Source organism: Fusibacter fontis, assembly GCF_055378735.1.
This window is the reverse complement of sequence record NZ_AP042445.1, coordinates 1,114,034-1,133,935: the sequence shown is the minus strand read 5'-3', so window position 1 is coordinate 1,133,935 and position 19,902 is coordinate 1,114,034. Positions and strand designations below refer to the sequence as shown.

The following is a 19,902-nucleotide window of genomic DNA, read 5'->3' as shown; positions in this document are numbered from 1 at the left end:
CAATCTTTGGCAATGCCATCGACAATAGCATCGAAAGTGTAAGTAAAATTGAAGATAAGGAAAAACGCATTATTCGTGTGGCTGTTTTTTCTAAAAATGGATTCTTAATGATGCGTTTTGAAAACTATTTTGAAGATACTTTAGTGTTTCAGGATGGACTCCCTCTGACGACGAAAACAGACAGTTTATATCACGGCTATGGCATAAAAAGTATCAAGAAAATTATAGATGCGTATAATGGAAATTTAACGATTGCCACTGAAAACAATTGGTTTGTTATGAAGATCCTCATTCCAATTCCCAGTGACAAATCAAGTAAGATCAAAGATGAGGAAAATAAGTGATGAGAACGATGGAAACGAAGAAAACGTTTGAGACAACGGAAATGAATGATGCGAAGAAATTTGGGAATACCGAAGTCTTATATGACTACTTAATCGTAGGTGCCGGGCTTTATGGATCCGTTTTCGCCCATGAAATGACAAAAAAAGGGAAGAGATGCCTCGTTATTGAGAAAAGAAATCACATTGGTGGAAATGTCTATACAAAAGTTCAATCCGATATACACGTTCATGTATATGGTGCACATATTTTTCATACGAATCAAAAAGAAACATGGCAATACCTCAATCAATTTGCTGAGTTGAATCAATACATCAACAGTCCTATGGCAAATTATAAGGGAAAACTATACAATTTGCCTTTCAATATGAACACGTTTTATCAAATGTGGGGGAAAAGTCAACCAAGTGAAGTTGAAGCCATTATTCGGGAACAATGCGCAGAAATTCAAGGCGAGCCACAGAATCTAGAAGAGCAGGCGATTCGATTGGTCGGTCGCGATGTTTACGAGAAGCTCATCAAAGGATATACAGAAAAACAATGGGGGAGATCTTGTACGGAACTTCCATCCTTTATCATCAAACGCATTCCGGTCAGATATACGTATGATAATAATTATTTTAATGATAGATATCAAGGTATCCCAATAGGTGGTTATACTGCGATTATCGAAAAAATGTTAGAAGGTTCTCAGATCATGTTAAATACAGATTATCTGAGCGACCCAGAAAAATGGAATCGTATTGCGAAAAAGGTTGTTTATACAGGTCCGATTGATGCTTTTTATCAGTATTGTTTTGGCGCGCTTGAATATCGAAGTGTGCGTTTTGAGACACAAGAGTTAGATATACCCAATTATCAGGGAAATGCGGTAGTCAATTATACTGACAATGAGACACCTTTTACACGAATTATTGAGCATAAGCATTTTGAGTACGGCAATCAGCCACATACGATTATCAGTCGAGAATACAGTGAAGAATGGCAATTAGACAAAGAGCCGTATTATCCCATTAATGACGCACGCAATCAAGCCATCTATGAGCGTTATAAAGATCTAAGCGAAGCTGAGCCACATGTTATATTTGGTGGAAGATTAGCAGATTACAAGTACTACAATATGGATCAAGTCATTGAAAGTGCATTAGAAAGTGTTAAAAACGAGAGATAGAGGCAATTGCCCTATCTTTTTATTATGAGTTCGGGTTGTGAAAGAATTGGTTTCTTTATGGATTAATTGCAAATTGTGAATGAAAATTGACTGTTCACGCAGTGCACAGTTATTCAAAATAATTTGTGTTATGATGAGAAAACTGAGAACCCGTAGAAAGGAGAGCAAGTATGAATATTTTATCTGTTATTGTGCCAAGTTATAATTCTGAAAACTATTTAGAGCATTGCGTGAATACGATTTTGGATAGCGGTGATGGCATTGAAATTCTCATCGTCAATGATGGCTCAATAGACAAAACAGGCAGTTTGGCGGATCGTTTTGAAACAGAATATCCTGGTCGTGTTCGCGCACTTCACCAAGTCAACTTAGGTCATGGCGGCGCGGTTAACACAGGCATTCAAGCTGCTACAGGTAAATATATTAAAGTTGTTGACAGTGATGATTGGGTGAATTCTCACGCTTTAAAAGCAGTTGTCAACAAATTGAAAGAGATGATTCGCACTGGAAATGAAGTCGATATGTTTCTTGCAGATTTTATGTATGACAAAGTGGGCGAAACCAATAAGACCATTATGCATTATAAAGGGATTATTCCAAAAGAAAAAATCATTACTTGGGATGAAGTTGGTCATTTTAAACCGGGCAAATACATTTTAATGCATTCCGTTATTTATAAAAAAGACGTGCTTTTAGCATCTCAATTAAAGTTACCAGAGCACACTTTCTACGTGGATAACTTATTTGTCTATCAGCCGATTCCTTATGTAAAGACACTCTATTACATGAATCTCTGTGTGTATCATTATTTTATTGGAAGAGATGATCAGTCGGTAAATGAAAAGAACATGATCAAGCGAATTGATCAGCAACTTTTTGTCAATCGAATGATGCTTGAATGCACAAATTTGGAAGCTGTAGAGGAATCCAAAAAGAAAAAATATATGATGCATTATTTGACCATTGTAACGACAGTTTCGTCTATCTTACTGATGAGAATTGGTACGAAAGAGGCTTTGGCGAAGAAAAAGGAATTGTGGCAAGCCATTCGAAATTTTGATTATAGCATGTATTTAAAAATGAGAACGACTCTAATTGGCGGCGTCATTACGCTTCCAGGGCATTTAGGAAGAAAGATTTCGCTTTTTATCTATGAAAAAGCGAGAGCGAGAGTAGGATTTAACTAGAAAGGGGGATGGTGATGCCTTCAAAATATTCATCATTGATAGCGCAAATGACTTTAGAAGAAAAAGCGTCACTTCTGTCGGGAGCAGACTTTTGGCGAACGAGAGGGATTAAGTGGTTAAATGTTCCTCAGATGGCATTTGCAGATGGTCCACACGGATTGAGAAAACAAGCAAGTGAGGGCGATCATTTAGGTCTTGTGAAAGGTGTTGAAGCAACGTGCTTCCCAACGTCTGCCACGCTTGCAAATAGTTGGGATCGCAATATTTGTCACCTCGTGGGTGAAACAATTGGGAAAGAAGCGGTGTATCAAGACGTCAACGTCGTGTTAGGACCGGGTTTAAATATCAAAAGAAGTCCACTCTGTGGTCGAAATTTCGAATATTTTAGCGAAGACCCTTATTTATCTGGTAAATTAGCAGCAGCCTTTGTCAACGGTGTACAATCTCAAGGCGTAGGCGCATGTTTAAAACACTTTGCTGCAAATAATCAAGAGTACTTGAGAATGACAAGTGATTCTATTGTCGATCTGAGAACGCTTCATGAAATATACCTGACAGGATTTGAAATTGCAACTAAAGAGGGAAAACCCAAAGTGGTCATGTCCTCATATAATAAAATAAATGGCGTCTATGCACATGAAAACAACTATCTTCTGAGAGAGGTTTTAGTCAATCGTTGGAATTTTGACGGATTTGTGGTATCGGACTGGGGTGGAAGTAACGATGCGGTTTCAAGTGTCATTGCGGGCGCACATGTGGAAATGCCATCGACAGGGTATGACAGTATTTGGCAAATCACTGAAGCGGTTCGCACGGGAAAGCTTGAAGAAAGCATCTTAGATGAACGTGTAGATGAATTTTTAAATATCTTGTATTCAACAGAAATCAAACATAAAGAAGCAGTAGATTTTGAAAGTCACCATCAAATTGCACAACGTGCTGCGGAAGCATCTGCCGTACTTCTTAAGAACGACGGCGTGTTACCTTTAGGTTCAGAACAGCGAGTGGCTATTATAGGTGACTTTGCCAAGTTACCGAGATATCAAGGTGCAGGTTCAAGCATGGTTAATCCCTATAAACTTGAAAGTACTGTTGAAAAAATCGCCGATTCGGGACTGAATATTATTGGCTTTGCAGAAGGCTTTGATCGAAATGGTGCACCTTGTCAAACCAAGTTAGATGAAGCTATTCGGTTAGCTGAAAATGCTGACGTCGTACTTCTTTATATTGGACTGAATGAAGTAGATGAAGTTGAAGGGCATGATCGAAGCCATTTGTCTATTTTACAAAATCAAATCGATCTCATTCATGCATTATCTCAAGTGAAAGCAAATTTAGTTGCGGTGGTGAGCTGTGGTTCAGTAATTGAGATGCCATGGCGAGATGAGTGTGATGCGATTTTACATGGATACTTAGCCGGTCAAGCGGGTGCAACTGCACTGTTCAATCTTTTAAGTGGAAAAGTAAATCCAAGTGGTAAATTAAGTGAAACGTATCCTGTAAAATTATCAGATGTTCCCAATCAAAATTATTATCCGGGTAAAGAAAAAACCAGCGAGTATCGCGAAGGATTATATGTCGGTTATCGCTATTATGATAAAGCAAATTCGGAAGTTTTATTTCCTTTTGGATTTGGATTATCCTATACAACGTTTGAGTACTCTGGTTTAACCATTACTGATGAGGGCGTTTCTATTCAGGTTAAAAATACGGGAAGTCGAGTAGGCAGTGAAATTGTACAGCTTTATATAGGCAAGGAACAAAATCGTATCTATAGACCAATTAAAGAACTTAAAGGCTTTAAAAAAGTCGAGATTCAACCGGGTGAAACCGTATGTGTGGAAATTCCGTTTGATGACTATTCTTTCCGTTATTTTGATACGCATTTTAATCGATTTGTCACAGAAAAAGGATCTTATACTTGTTATGTGGGGAGTTCTTCAAGAGACATCCACGTTTGTGGTCAGATTGAGATTGAAGGCGTCGAACCTATCGGAGATGATTCAGTTCAGCTCGAAAAATACTATCGTGGTGAGGTTAAAGACTTATCCGCTAAAGAATTTGAACGTCTATACGGAAAAGCTTTACCAAATCCAAACTGGGAGAAACAGATCCTTCTCGGTTTGAACGATTCTTTAGCTCAAATGGTTCATGCGAAAAGTGCTTTAGCGCGTTTTGCAATCAAAGGTCTCATTCATCTAAGAAATCGATCGGTTAAAAAAGGAAAACCGGATTTAAATCTTTTCTTTTTAACAAATATGCCTTTCAGAGCGATTGCAAAAATGTCCAATGGTGCATTTTCCATTGAAATGACAGAAAAATTACTCGTGATTGTCAATGGACATTTCTTTAAAGGCGTAGGCGGTTTGATTCAATCGTTTTTTAAATATCGGAAGAGGGGATTAAAATCATGATTCAAGCAATTAAGAGTTTCAAAGCTAAACACGCAGAAATATATGAGTTTATCCTCTTTAATCTGCTGAGCAATATTGCAACCATTACCAATTTTGTCGTATTAAATTTGGGAAATACCGTATTCTTTAAAGCATTATTAGACGTGCCTTTTGCCTTTTGGATTTTTGACTACAATGTTGAAAATGGAGGATTAGGTGGATTCTTGGCATTTTTAGTGAGCTTTTTCTGTGCACAGGCAGTGAATTTTATTGTACAACGTAACTTAGTTTTTAACTCAAATAATAAGTTGGGGAGTGCCGTTCCAATTTACCTTGTGACAGTGATTATTGTTTATGTAATTTGTATGTATATTCCAACACTGATACTCGATGATTTGACAGCCATTGTTGGAAAATTTTGGGGAATGAATCTCACGAACGTCATCAATATTCTCGTTCAAGTGGTGATCATTTATCCAGTCTTAAAGTTTGTCGTAATGAAACGCATTCCAGTACAAAATGATCAAACAATGGAGGGGTAGTCGTGGAAAAGAAAGCAAAGCGAAAAGGTAAAAAAGTAGCAGGTAGAGTGGCATTGGCATTATTTGTTGTCGTAGTACTCGTTGTAAATGTGGCACTTGGTATTTTCGAAAGCCATGTCAATTTATATCTTGGCAATGGCGAAATGATTATTACTAAAGCTGAAGGTTCTGAAAACTGGGATAGCAACTATTATTCAAGTGATTATACAGATTCAAAATCTCTAGAAACTGCAGCTGCTGAATTGGTACAAAATATTGCCGATGAAGGGTTTGTCTTGATGAAAAACAACGGCGTGTTGCCACTTAAATCAGCTAAAAAAGTCACTTTACTTGGTCGTGGAAGTGTAGACGCTGTTTATGGTGGATCTGGCTCAGGTGCATCTTCAACAGAAGGATTAGTGGATTTAAACTTAGGATTAACCAATGCTGGTTTTGAAGTCAATAAAACCGTAGTGGATGTATTGACGAAGTTCTCTTCATTTAAAATGGATAAAGGCGCTTTTGGTGCTGTAAAAGTTTATGATCATCCAAAATCCAATATTGTGATGGACGATCCAGCTGCTTCAACCTATTATATTGGAGAAATGCCTGTTTCTGGATATACACAAGAGGCAATTTCTAGCTTTAAAACGTATGGCGATGCTGCAATTATCACTATTAGCAGACCAGCTGGTGAAGGTGGCGACCTTACTATGAATATGAAGGATTGGGATAACAATTATGTTGAGGGTCAACATCAATTAGAACTCAATCAAGATGAAAAAGAAATGATCGCACTTGCAAAAGCGAACTTTGAGAACGTCATCGTACTTGTCAACTCAAGTGCTGCTATGGAACTTGGAACGCTTGAATCAGACGAAGCAATCGATGCGATTTTATGGATTGGTTTCCCAGGAAAAACTGGATTCAATTCAGTTGGTAGAATTTTAAACGGAAGTGTTACACCTTCTGGTCATACTGCAGATATTTATCCAGCTGATTTAACAAAAGATCCAACGTTTGCAAACTTTGGTCATTATCAATATTCAAATATCAGCAAGAAAAATGCAACAGGTGATGCCACATTTGTTCAATACGAAGAAGGCATCTACGTTGGATATAGATATTATGAAACGGCTGCAAAAGAAGGCTTTATTAATTATGATGAAGCGGTTGTATACCCATTTGGTTACGGCTTAAGCTATACGACTTTTGACTGGAAAGTCGTTGATCAAAAGCTTGGAAAAAATGATGAAGCCATCACTGTAGATGTTGAAGTCACTAATACAGGAGAGTACGCTGGTAAAGAAGTGGTTCAAGTATATTTCTCAGCTCCTTATACAAAAGGTGGCATTGAAAAATCAGAAGTTGTCTTAGGTGATTTTGCAAAAACAGACTTACTAAATCCAGGCGAATCACAAGTTGTTACGTTGTCTTTTGCAGTTGAAGATATGGCATCTTATGATTATAAAACTGAAAAGGCATATGTTCTTGAAGAGGGAAAATATGAAATTCGAATTCAAACAGATTCACATAACCTCAAAGAGGGCATTGAACCAATCGTTTATGAAGTGAATAAAAATATTGTATACGATGGAAATAACCATAGAGCGTCAGATAAAGATGAAGTAACCAATCAATTTGATGATGTATCTGCTGTATTTACAGATGTTCCAAAAGAGGGATATGCACTTAATTTATCACGTGCGGATTTCGCAGGAACATTCCCAACATCTCCAAAAGCTGCTGATAAAGTAGCTTCAGATGCAATCATTGCTGATTTTGGTGCATACGTTGCGAAGGATCATGAAGATCCAGAGGCTGAAATGCCAAAAACAGGTGTCGATAATGGTTTATCGCTGATCGATTTAAGAGGTAAAGATTATAATGATCCATCTTGGGAAGCGTTATTGGATCAAGTTAAAACAGAAGAAATCGTCGACGTGATCATGAACGGTGCTTATACAACTTTTGCGATGCCTTCTGTTGCAAAACCAGTAACGATTGATATTGATGGTCCAGCAGGTTTAAGTTCATTTATGGGAACTGAGATTAAAGGAACGGCATATCCATCTGAAGTTGTCATTGCATCAACTTATAATACAGAACTCGCAACACAAATGGGTCGCATGGTAGGAAATGAAGCACTTGATAAAGGTGTCAATGGTTGGTATGCGCCAGCACTTAATGTACACAGATCACAATTTGCAGGTAGAAATTTTGAGTACTATTCTGAAGATCCAGTGGTGAGTGCGAAAATCACTGAAGCTGTAATCGAAGGAGCAGCAGAAAAAGGTGTTTATACGTTTATTAAGCACTTTGCTCTCAACGATCAAGAAACTAATCGTGTAAACAACGGTGTCGCAACATTTGCAAATGAGCAAGCGATGCGTGAAATTTACCTTAAAGGGTTTGAAAAAGCAGTTAAAAATGCTACGATGACGATAAAGTATATCGGTGATGAAAAAGGCACAATGGTAGAAAAAGAGATGAAAGCTGCAACTGCACTTATGAGCTCATTTAATAGAGTTGGAAGTAAGTGGGCAGGTGGAAATGAAGCATTACTTGAAAATGTTTTAAGAACAGAGTGGGGATTTGAAGGAACAGTTATTTCAGACTTTAACCTTTATGAGCATATGTATGCAAATCAAGGTATTGCAGCTGGTACAGACTATTTTATCACATTCTCTTCTATGAAATCACTTGAAGATACTGAGAGTGCAACAGCGGTATCCGACTTAAGAAAATCTGCTCATAGATTGCTTTACACGATTGCAAACAGTAATGCGATGAATGGCATCGTTCCAGGTTCTACGATTACGTTTAAAATGCCAATGTGGAAAATAGTTCAAATTATCGCAGATATTGTGATTGCAGTGGGCTTATTACTCTTAGTGGTGGTTAAGCTTAGAAAAAGAAAAAAAAATGATGTTCAACTTGAGTTAAAAGCATAAGCTTAAACGATTGAAAAAAGACCAACACATTTTATTCATGATACTTCACTAAAAGAAGGGTTCGAGAGAACCCTTTTTTTATGCTAAAATAGAAGTGAATGAAAGAAGTGAATGAATGTTGAAATGCGAATCAGAAAAGCGTTTAGGGAGGCTTAGATGATTAGAGTTGCAATTGTTGATGATGACCCAGTTTACGTCAATGAAATTAATTCGCATTTGCTGCGATATAAAAATGAGAAAAATGCGGACATTCACATCACGCAGTTTTCAAGTGGATTTGAACTGATGTCGGAGTATAAACCCGTTTATGATATTTTACTTCTCGATATTGAGATGCCTCATCTAAACGGTATGGAACTTGCTAAGGCCATTCGCCAGTTAGATCCATATGCAGTCATTGTATTTATTACCAATACAGCAAAATACGCCATCAATGGCTATGAAGTAAATGCATTTGATTATATGATGAAACCCATCGAATACACACAGTTTGCTATTAAGTTTCAAGCTGCCTCAGAGAGCATTGTTAAAAAGACAGATGTCAGCATTCTAGTTCCAACAAAAGACGGTAGTAGGCATATCAAGGCACAAGACATTATTTATATTGAAGTTCGCGATCACTGGATTCACTTTTTTACGAAAAACGGTGAGTACAAAATGCTGGGAATTTTAAAAGAAATAGAAGCGAAACTCAGCGCGCATCATTTTATTAAATGTAATAAGAGCAATCTCATTCATCTACAGTACGTCACAAGGCTACGAAATGATACCGTTGTTCTATTTGACCGATATGAGCTCAATGTGAGTCGGTCAAAAAGGAAAGAAGTTCAGGCGGCATTTGTCGATTATTATAATAATATGAGTTGGTAATGTGCATATCAAATGGGTAGAAATAAGTAACCGGTAAAACGTATAGGATTGGAGTTAGATATGAGTGCTTCGATGAGCCATTGGAAAAAGAATATTCGTACTTTTTTAATGAGTCAAACCTTATCTTTATTTGGGTCTTCACTAGTTCAATACGCCATCATGTGGTACATCACTTTAGAAACGAAATCAGGCATTATGATGACCATTTCCATCTTGTGTGGTTTTATCCCAGCGTTTTTTATGTCGCCGTTTGGTGGGGTATGGGCAGATCGTTATGACCGAAAAAAAATGATCATTTTCTCGGATGCGGGCATTGCAATAAGCACGTTAGTCTTAGCGGGCTTCTTTATGCTTGGATATAAATCCTATTGGATGTTGTTTTTAGTATCGGCAATACGATCTTTTGGCGGAGCGATTCAAGCGCCTGCAGTGAATGCGTTTATTCCTCAAATTATTCCAGAGGACAAATTGATGCGTGTTAATGGGCTCAATGGCGCACTTCAATCGACGATTATGATCATTTCTCCAGCAGTCAGTGGTGTGTTATTATCCATGACTTCCATTGAAAACATATTTTTTATCGATGTTGTAACAGCTGCGATCGCTATTTTGATTTTACAGTTCTTTTTAAAAGTCGACAAAGGAGCACATGAGATGTCGAGGAGAGCAACCGATGTCATGACTGAGTTAAAAGATGGCATCCTATATATTAAGAATCATTATTACGTCATGTCATTTTTTACAGTCTGTGCGGTGTTTTTTGTATTGATTGCCCCAGCGGCATTTTTGACACCCTTGCAGGTAACGAGAAGTTTTGGCAGTGATGTTTGGCGACTAACTACAATTGAGATTGCCTTTTCTGCTGGTATGATTCTCGGTAGTGCGTTGTTGGCATCATGGGGAGGTTTTCAAAATCGCGTGAAGACCATGATTTTATCTATGATCGTAATGGGGATATGCACGATTTTACTCGGATACGTCGATTTGTTTACCATTTATCTGGCAACAATGGGGATCTTTGGTATTGCGCTTCCATTCTTTAATACACCCTCTATGGTCTTACTTCAAGAAAAAGTGGAAGACAATTATCTCGGTAGGGTTTTCGGTATAATGGGAATGATCTCAAGCTCTACCATGCCGATTGCGATGCTATTATTTGGACCTTTAGCAGACTATATTTCAATCGAAATACTTTTATATGTAACAGGTGTGCTAACGGTAGTGCTCGCAGTTTACGTAAGTCGTCATAAGAAGCTCTTAGAAGCTGGACAACCAGCCGCTAAATTAGAAAGCGTATACGAATCAAATTAAATGATTTAATCAAATCAATCAAATCAAAGGAGGCACCACATGCATTTATTCAGTATCATACTCGTCACATTGGTCGCACTAGAATTTTTCTTTATTTTTTATCTTGAGACCATTGCCACCACTTCACCTAAAACAGCGAAAACATTTGGAATGACAACTGAAGAGTTGAAAAGAGATTCAGTTTCCACCCTATTTAAAAATCAAGGTGTGTACAACGCATTGATTGGCGTATTATTGCTTATTCAATTATATGTTTTACACTCTCAGCTAAATGTTCAATTGTTACTCGGTTACATCCTCTTAGTTGCAGCATATGGCAGTGTGACAAGTGATCCAAAGATCATCTTAAAACAAGGTGGAATTGCGATGCTGGCGATGATATCACTCTTTGTATTTGGGATATAGTCTAGCCCCAATCGGTAAAAAATCTATAGAAATCCCCCTTTCTTAAAAAGTGATATGCTCCCTCCTCGATAAACAGTTTTATTATTTTAACTGTCTACCTAGAAGGGAGCATATCACTAAAAAAAGAAGTGGGGATTTTTTTATGGCAATTTTTATTGCGTTTTTTATTTCGATAAGTTCATAGTGACTTTGGAGAATATATGGTAAAATTAGATATAACCCCCCTAGGGGGATAATAATTTTGACAGGAGTTAATTTCATGGAACGAATAAAGCATCTAAAAACATTACATAAAAGTGGTCAGATGAACTCAATCGCAATGGCGCTATTCGCAGCGATCTTATACGGGATGAGTGCCCCGGCATCAAAATGGTTGTTGACAGAGCTTTCTCCTACGTTTATGGCAGCACTACTTTATTTGGGAGCAGGATTTGGGATGCTATTTGTATACCTCGTAAATCAACTGATCCATCCATCCACCACAGAAGCCAAAATTACTGCAAGAGAATGGCCATATGTTCTTGCGATGATTCTTCTGGATATCGTCGCACCAATTTTGTTGATGATTGGACTTAAAAATACGACTGCTTCAAATGCATCTCTTCTTAACAATTTTGAGATTGTAGCAACGTCTTTAATTGCCTTATTTATTTTTAAAGAAGCAATCGGTAAGCGTATGTGGTGGTCTATTATGTTCATTACTTTAGCGAGTATTGTTTTGTCATTTTCTGGATTGGAAAGCTTGAAATTTTCAGTTGGATCCATTTTTATTTTGTTTGCTTGTTTGGCTTGGGGATTTGAAAATAACTGCACACGTATGTTGTCTTTAAAAAATCCACTTCAAATTGTCATCATAAAAGGACTTGGTTCTGGTGTCGGCGCATTGATGATCGCGATTTCGTTAGGTCAAGTGGAGTGGAATCTCTTTTTTATCTTATTGACTTTGATGTTAGGCTTTGTGGCTTATGGACTCAGTATTTTCTTTTATATACGCGCACAGAGAACACTCGGAGCGGCTCGAACAAGTGCTTATTATGCCGCAGCCCCTTTTATAGGCGTTTTAATATCGTGGTTCGTTTTAAAGGAATCACTTTCTATTAATTTTGTAATTGCACTTGGAATTATGGCGGTAGGATCCTATTTGGCAGTTACAGAAAATCACCATCATCATCACTTCCATGAGCGAGTGGTTCACGAGCACAAACATCGACACGATGATGGGCATCATTTGCATCATCATGTTGATTTGACCTCTATTGAAATGGAAGAGCATACACATTTACATGAACATGAATCTATGGAACATCAACATGGTCATATGCCTGATTTGCATCATCGACATTTACATGAATAAAAAAATAAGTTTTTTTCTATTTGTTTTGTTAATAAACGCACCTAAAATGGTATACTAATAGTACTTCTTATGTGACAGAAAGGATGCTTATGTTGACGAAACACTTAGAAAATGACATGTATCATGGAAAAAAATTCATCGCATCATATAGTGGCGGAAAAGACAGTGTGTTGGCAATACATCGGGCCATTAAACTAGGTATGACGCCTGTAAGCCTTTTGACAACTTATCATATTGAGAGAGAACGGTCATGGTTTCATGGGATTCCAAAAGATCTCTTGAACTCAGTTTCAAATGCTTTAGAGATTCCGATTTATTTAATTGAAACAAAAGGTGCAGAGTACGATGTGAACTTTGAAAAGGCACTTAAAGTATTTAAAGATCAAGGAATTGAGTTTTGTGTATTTGGTGATATAGATCTATCAGCACACAGAGAGTGGTGTGAATCAAGGTGCCAATCGGTTGGCATGGAAGCTATTTTTCCACTATGGCAAGAGAACCGAAGGGCGTTAGTTGAAGAATTTATTGAAAGTGGGTATACCGCGAATATTACAGTCTTGAATACCACTCAGTTAAGTGCAAAACACTTAGGACTTGCATTATCAAAAGAAACGATTGCATCTATTGAACACGAGGGTGCAGATGCATGTGGAGAAAACGGTGAGTATCATACGTTTGTATCGGCTGGTCCACTGTTTAAAAAGCCAGTTTATTTTTGCTTTGGAAATAAGGTGGAACAGTCGCCATATGCGATTTTGCCTGTTGAGATGTGTAAATTTTAGGTTGTCAATGAGTAGACAATATGTGAAAGTCACCGAAAAAATGAAAATAACAAGTTAGAAAATACGATAATTTTATCGTATTTTTTTTATACATTTTTAATCATTTGTTTGTAGAACCACAATGCGTCATTCTTATTAAGAAAGATTCTTGTTCATAATGAATGAATTTGATATAATAATAAATACGAATAGTGCAAACGGTTGCATAACTGATATATGTGTTAAATAGGGGGATATATGAAACGAATAATAAGCGTAGTTCTGCTAATTGCAATGGTATTGTTTATATTGCCGACAGATGTTGTATCAAATGCTCTGGCGATGCAATTATCGAGTGACGATCAACTCAATATGACTGTACATTACCATCGTTTTGATGAACAATATGACGGGTGGAATCTTTGGATTTGGGTTGTTGGAAAAGACGGCAAAAGCTATGAGTTTAACACGGAAGATGCTTTTGGTAAAAAAGCGGATTTTGTGATTGAGGGGATTAGAGGTGCGGAAGAAATTGGTTTTATTGTCAGAAAAGGTGAGTGGGAGGCAAAAGACACTGATGCAGATCGATTTGTTAAAATATCGGCGGTCAATGCAGAGGGCGTTTTAGAAATTTATGTGGTTCAGGGGGCTGAAACAGTTTATTACAACGAATCCGAGATCGATTTGTCCCCAAAGTTTTTAAAGGCAAATTTTATTGATGAATCCACGGTGAAAGTGGTTACATCAAAACCGATTGATGCAAGTTTAATCAGAGAATCATTCTCGCTTTCCACTCAAAGTGGAAGTATTCTAAGACCGACTGCAGTGAGTTCTGGAAGCGGCTCTTTATCAACAAATTTTGTCATTTTATTGGATGGTAAAGCATTAGTCAACGAAAAATACACGACGAATTATTTGGATTATAAACCCATAAACGTTGATTTGACGGGACTATTTGATACAGAGATGTTTGAAAATACCTATACGACGAATCAAACACTAGGTGCGATTTATTCAAAAGATCAAACGGTTTTTCGCGTATGGGCGCCGACAGCTGAGGCAATGCGTGTCAACTTGTATAAAGCAGGAGATGGCGGCGATGCTTTTAATCAGATTGATATGGAAAAACAATCCGACGGCGTATGGGAGACGACTGTTTCCGGAGATCAAGATGGCGTTTATTACACCTATACTGTTATGAGAAATCAACTTGCTTCTGAGACGTATGACCCATATGCAACTGCTGCTGGCGTCAATGGAAATCGTTCTATGGTAGTTGATTTTTCTAAAACGTCACCTGAGGGCTGGGAAAAAGATAAAGGTCCTGAGGTCATGAGTCAAAATGATGTCATTGCATATGAGATGCACATTAGAGACCTTTCTCAAGATGTGTCATCAGGCATTGAAAGCAAGGGTAAGTACCTAGGGGTTATTGAAGAGGGAACAGTTTCGCCAAAAGGAGTGAAAACAGGATTAGATCATCTTAAAGAACTTGGAATTACACATGTACAGATTTTGCCTATGTTTGATTATAACAGTGTAGATGAAACAAGTCTCGATCAAAATCAGTTTAATTGGGGATATGATCCTAAAAATTATAGCGTCCCTGAAGGGTCTTATTCAACGGATCCTTACCATGGTGAAGTTAGAGTTCGCGAGATGAAGCAGATGATTCAAGGACTTCATAATGATGGAATTGGCGTTATTATGGATGTTGTTTATAATCACACAGCATTAAGTGATGATTCTAATTTTTCAATAATTGAACCAGGATACTACTATCGAATGGTAGATGGAAAATATTCCAACGCATCCGGTACGGGAAACGAAATCGCAAGTGAGCGAGCAATGGTGAAGAAAATGATAATAGATTCACTCGTACATTGGGTGAGTGAATATCACATTGATGGGTTTAGATTTGATTTAATGGGCGTTTTGGATATTGAGACAATGAATGAAATTGAATCCACTCTGAGGGCAATCAATCCGGATATCATCCTTTACGGTGAAGGTTGGACAGGTGGCAGTTCGCCTCTTCCTGAAAATCAGCGTTTGATCAAAGCAAATATGAATCAAGCTCCTATGATTGGTGCATTCTGTGATGATATGAGGGATGGCATTAAAGGTCATGTGTTTCATGCAGAGGAAGGCGGATTTGCAGGTGGCATATCCGGACTTGAGGAGAGCGTTAAATTTGGAATTGTCGGGTCAGTGATGCACGATCAAATTAACTACAAAGAGGTAAATTATTCTAAAAAACCATGGGCAGTAAATCCTTCACAGTCAGTAAATTACGTGTCAGCTCATGACAATTTAACTTTGTGGGATAAATTTGCTGTAACGAATCCAGATGCAACGGAACTTCAGAGAATTGAGATGGATAAACTGAGTAATGCCATTGTGTTGACATCTCAAGGCATGCCATTTTTACATGCAGGAGTTGATTTCTTAAGAACTAAAGACGGGGATGAAAATAGTTATAAGTCATCAGACGAGATCAATGCCTTGGATTGGTCGTTGAAAGAACAACACTCAGAGGTATTTAATTATTATAAAGGGCTTATTGCCGTAAGAAAAGCATATCCAGCTTTTAGCTTAGACACTCAAGAAGAAATCCAAAATCGATTACATTTCTTTAGTACCGATGCGAACTCAGAAGTTGTACTTCATGAACAAATGATTGGCTACAAAATTGATGCAAACAAGGCAATGGCATCTTCTACCTCACCATCTACTTCACCATCTAATTCTTCTCAAGATGTATATGTATTTTTTAATGGAAATCTTGAAAATAAAAATGTAACATTACCAGAAGGTCATTATAAAGTGCTTGTCAATCATAAGTCTGCTTCTCCGGAAGGGGTTGAGTATATTGAGGGTGGCGTATATGAGATGCCAGCTTCATCTGCCTTAATATTAGAAGTTTCAGAAGTTTCGCAGGTTTCAGGAAACACCACACGTGTAATCGTCATAGTTGGTTTTGGTTGTTTATTAGGCATCATCATTCTAGTCGTAATTGCTCGTAAAAAATCAAAAAAATAACAACATGAAATTTGCTTTTTTGATGTATGTATGTTAATCTGATTGACGTTGAGCTTAAAACGTAGGTTAATAATCAGATAGGAGAAATACATGTTTAAATGTCCAAATTGTCCCAAATGTCAATCGGAATACACTTATGAATCAGAAATGATGATCATCTGTCCTGAATGTGGACACGAATGGCCAATTGAAGGCCAAGATACTTCAAGTGAAGACGTATTCATTGTTAAGGATTCAAATGGTAATATCCTCAAAGATGGAGATTCGGTGACGATTATCAAAGATCTAAAAGTAAAAGGAAGTAGTACACCTTTAAAAATAGGGACTAAAGTTAAAAGTATTCGACTTGTGGAAGATGGAGATCATAATATCGACTGCAAAATAGATGGCTTTGGAGCCATGAAATTAAAATCAGAGTTTGTAAAGAAACTCGGATAGTTTGAAAGTATAAAAACAAATGCATCTCCTATTCATCCTTTGGCATGAAAACTGTCTTAGGGAGAATAGGAGATTTTTTTATGCTTAGTTGATGTAGGCGTTTGAATTCAATATTCAAATGTGAAAAAATAAGCCAAAAGATGTGTATGATATTAGCTTTAGATGAGGTAAAATAGAACTAACAAAATATATAGTGTATCTAAGTAAAATAATTACGGAAGATGATGGTGTTTCATGCAAAAGAGGCCAATAGAAGAACAAATGGATAGTCATTCTCAACAAGAAATGGATCCTTCGAAGATTCTTTACTTTTCTAATAGAGTAACAAAATCTTTAAAGGAAATGATGCATTACCCACTGACAATTGTTGAAGCACCTATGGGGTATGGAAAGAGTACAGCTGTGAGAGAGTACCTAAAAAATGAAGATGCACGCGTATTTACTCTACGACTTTTTGATTCGTCGAGGTCTGCATTTTGGAGTGCGTTATGTGCTCTTATTTCAAAGTATCATAGTGAAGTTGGCGCTCAACTCAACCAATTGGGATTTCCTGATGAGAGCATCATGGTTTATGACGCCATTAGCAAGATTGAAGAGATCGCCTTTCCAAAGAAAAGTGTTTTGATGATTGACGATTATCATTTGATTGATTCACCAGAAGTGAACTTTTTTATTGAATCTCTGATTAAGTGTGAGATTGAAAATTTGCATATCGTGATGACTACTCGATATATCAGTTTGAACAATCTGGAGGAGTTAAAGCTCAAGGGGTATATTCATCATTTGACAAAAGATGTATTGGAGCTTCAACCAAATGAAATTGGACAGTATTATAAGCTTTGTGGGATCAAGTTATCAGACCGAGAAACGGATCAATTGTTTTCCTATACTGAGGGGTGGATTAGTGCGCTTTACTTACTGCTTCTCAATCACTCGGAGAAAGCGGCAATCGGTAAGATCAACAGCATCTATAAACTCGTTGAAAGTGCTATTTATGAACCTTGTACAGAGGAACTTAAGTTATTCTTATTGAGCATTGGAATATTTAATCGATTTACTCTGGAACAAGCGATGTTCATGTGGAACCATTCAACAGCGCACGATTCTAAAGTAGTTCATTTTATAGATGAAATCACTAAAAAAAATGCGTTTATCTGTTATGATTCGGTTGCAAAATTATATTCTAATCATCACATCTTGTCGCATTTTTTGACGAATAAATTGGAAAATTCACCTTATAAAAACGAAATCTATCAAAAAGCAGGGTTATGGCACCAATCGTTAAACGAGTATGCCACTGCAATGCATTACTTTGCGCTTTGTGGTCACTACGATTTGCTATTACAAACATTGATATTAGATAAAAGTAGTAGCTTTAATGGGGATAATCAAGAGGTCTTGATTGAGTATATGGAATCTTGCCCGAGTGATGTAAAATTTCAGTATCCACTTGCGATGCTCATTTATGCGATGCACTTGTTTACTTTTAATAAAATAGAACTATTTGGAAAAACATGTGGAGAAATTGCTGAACTGATTGAAACGGATGCGTCATTATCAGACGAAGAACGCCAATCATACATGGGTGAATTTGAACTCATCATGAGTTTTACCGAGTACAACAATATTCAAAAAATGGCTGCACACCATAAAAACGCGTGTGCGCTTATGAATAAAACCACTCAAATCTATGATACAAGCCATAAATGGACATTTGGATCTTTTTCAGTTTTATACATGTTCTATCGTGAATCTGGCAAGTTAGAAGAACATGTTCAGGATGTTTTAGAGTGCATGCCCTATTATTATCAATTGACGGATTTTCACGGAAGTGGGGGTGAGTTCTTATTTGAAGCGGAAAGATACTTCTATATGGGGGATTATGAAAACGCAACAATTAGTATGCACAAAGCCCTTAATAGAGCACAATCAAAGGCAGAAATAGACATCATTTTAGGTTCGGAATTTTTACAAATTCGTTTGGAGTTGATGAAGGGCAAATCCGACCATGTACTTGAAAAACTCAGCAGTATGCGAAAAGATGCCAAATATAGTTTGGATTATTTTTATCTTCATACCATCGAATTAGGGGAAGCTTACATTTATGGTCTACTTGGACATCTTGATAAAATACCTGAAAGGGTAGCGGACGGTCATATTCATACAAGTCGGTTGATGTTTCCAGCACATGGACTTATTCATATTGCACATGGTAGAGCATTACTCGTTAAAGGGGCGTATTTAGAACTCATAGGTAAATCGGAAGAATACATGGAGTTTGCTTCTGTTTTTCCAAATTTATTGGTTCAAATTCATACGAATATTTATTTAGCTGCGGCATATTACAAAATTAATCGCGTAAAAGAGGCAAAAGAATCATTGAAAAAAGCACTGGATGTCGCTTTACCAGATCAACTGTTTATGCCGTTTGTTGAGAACTGTGATTATATTGAAATTCTGCTTAAGGATTTTGAGCATTCTGGCGTGTATCGAGATCAGATCGCAAAAATAATGAAACTTCATACGAGTTATTCTCTATCTAAAAAACAACTTATAAGTTATCTGAGTCAGAATACAAAAGTAAAATTATCAAAAAGGGAACGCGAAATTGCAGAATTAGCTGCTGAGGGCTATACCAATAAAGAAATCAGTGAGAAACTCTATATCTCTCAAAATACCATCAAGACACAGTTGAAAGCGGTGTTTGAAAAACTGGAAATCAATTCAAGAGCCCTATTAAAGCAAGCGTTATATCAAAATCACCCATTGGGTGATATGTAAGGAATGAATACCACTTTATACTGAATAAAGTGGTATTTTTTATTGTGTCAACTCATAAACTATTGGAGGTTAAGGATGAGTTCAATTACCAAAGTAGAGCCGCTGGAGGATTATCTTGTGAAAGTGCTTTTAGATAATGGCAACTTACTGATACTCAATATGAAAAGCCGTCTCAAAACAGTTCGATTTGGTCAACTTTCAGATCCAAAGTTTTTCAATGAAGTGACAACAGATGGGCATTTTATACAGTGGGGCAATCAAGTTGAGATTTCTGTAAGTGAGATGTTTCAGCTTGCTCAGAAATAAAAAACGAAAACGGTATCAGAACAAATTTATAAACAATTGATGTCATGAATAAAGTTGACTCAATAA

At 37.1% G+C, this 19,902-nt stretch carries 15 protein-coding genes; all 15 read left to right on the top strand.

Going from position 1 to position 19,902, the window contains the following annotated elements:
• Positions 1–2 precede the first annotated feature (2 nt).
• The 15 genes from ACZ41W_RS05025 to ACZ41W_RS04955 all read left to right on the top strand — a co-directional run bounded on the left by ACZ41W_RS05025 (position 3) and on the right by ACZ41W_RS04955 (position 19,836).
• Positions 3–344, top strand: coding sequence for an ATP-binding protein (locus ACZ41W_RS05025; RefSeq protein WP_464314273.1), 342 nt, complete (start codon positions 3–5; stop codon positions 342–344).
• 41 nt (positions 345–385) lie between these two features.
• Positions 386–1,513: a UDP-galactopyranose mutase gene (glf, locus tag ACZ41W_RS05020; protein WP_464314272.1), complete on the top strand. Its 1,128-nt coding sequence runs from the start codon at positions 386–388 to the stop codon at positions 1,511–1,513.
• A 170-nt stretch (positions 1,514–1,683) separates the two neighbouring features.
• Positions 1,684–2,700, top strand: a complete 1,017-nt coding sequence (locus tag ACZ41W_RS05015) for a glycosyltransferase family 2 protein (RefSeq protein ID WP_464313791.1) — start codon at positions 1,684–1,686, stop codon at positions 2,698–2,700.
• 14 nt (positions 2,701–2,714) lie between these two features.
• Positions 2,715–5,114: a beta-glucosidase gene (locus ACZ41W_RS05010; RefSeq protein ID WP_464313790.1), complete on the top strand. Its 2,400-nt coding sequence runs from the start codon at positions 2,715–2,717 to the stop codon at positions 5,112–5,114.
• Positions 5,111–5,635, top strand: coding sequence for a hypothetical protein (locus ACZ41W_RS05005; RefSeq protein ID WP_464313789.1), 525 nt, complete (start codon positions 5,111–5,113; stop codon positions 5,633–5,635). The genes ACZ41W_RS05010 and ACZ41W_RS05005 overlap by 4 nt, the downstream gene beginning before the upstream one ends.
• A 2-nt stretch (positions 5,636–5,637) precedes the next feature.
• Positions 5,638–8,568: a glycoside hydrolase family 3 N-terminal domain-containing protein gene (locus tag ACZ41W_RS05000; protein WP_464313788.1), complete on the top strand. Its 2,931-nt coding sequence runs from the start codon at positions 5,638–5,640 to the stop codon at positions 8,566–8,568.
• Between the two features lie 156 nt (positions 8,569–8,724).
• Positions 8,725–9,438, top strand: coding sequence for a LytR/AlgR family response regulator transcription factor (locus ACZ41W_RS04995; RefSeq protein ID WP_464313787.1), 714 nt, complete (start codon positions 8,725–8,727; stop codon positions 9,436–9,438).
• A gap of 60 nt (positions 9,439–9,498) precedes the next feature.
• Complete coding sequence (locus ACZ41W_RS04990; RefSeq protein ID WP_464313786.1) at positions 9,499–10,749, top strand: MFS transporter; 1,251 nt, start codon at positions 9,499–9,501, stop codon at positions 10,747–10,749.
• Positions 10,750–10,788: 39 nt separating this feature from the next.
• Complete coding sequence (locus ACZ41W_RS04985; RefSeq protein WP_464313785.1) at positions 10,789–11,154, top strand: DUF1304 domain-containing protein; 366 nt, start codon at positions 10,789–10,791, stop codon at positions 11,152–11,154.
• Positions 11,155–11,413: 259 nt separating this feature from the next.
• Positions 11,414–12,508, top strand: coding sequence for a DMT family transporter (locus tag ACZ41W_RS04980; RefSeq protein WP_464313784.1), 1,095 nt, complete (start codon positions 11,414–11,416; stop codon positions 12,506–12,508).
• A gap of 89 nt (positions 12,509–12,597) precedes the next feature.
• On the top strand, positions 12,598–13,290 hold the full coding sequence (locus tag ACZ41W_RS04975; protein WP_464313783.1) for a Dph6-related ATP pyrophosphatase: 693 nt from the start codon (positions 12,598–12,600) through the stop codon (positions 13,288–13,290).
• A gap of 237 nt (positions 13,291–13,527) precedes the next feature.
• Entirely contained in the window at positions 13,528–16,311 is a 2,784-nt protein-coding gene (gene pulA, locus ACZ41W_RS04970; protein ID WP_464313782.1) for a type I pullulanase, read from the top strand.
• Between the two features lie 90 nt (positions 16,312–16,401).
• Positions 16,402–16,749 carry a zinc ribbon domain-containing protein YjdM gene (locus ACZ41W_RS04965; protein ID WP_464313781.1) on the top strand — a complete coding sequence of 116 codons (348 nt, stop codon included), beginning with the start codon at positions 16,402–16,404 and terminating at the stop codon, positions 16,747–16,749.
• 234 nt (positions 16,750–16,983) lie between these two features.
• Positions 16,984–19,530, top strand: a complete 2,547-nt coding sequence (locus ACZ41W_RS04960; RefSeq protein ID WP_464313780.1) for a helix-turn-helix transcriptional regulator — start codon at positions 16,984–16,986, stop codon at positions 19,528–19,530.
• A gap of 75 nt (positions 19,531–19,605) precedes the next feature.
• Entirely contained in the window at positions 19,606–19,836 is a 231-nt protein-coding gene (locus ACZ41W_RS04955) for a DUF2442 domain-containing protein (protein WP_464313779.1), read from the top strand.
• Positions 19,837–19,902: the final 66 nt, after the last annotated feature.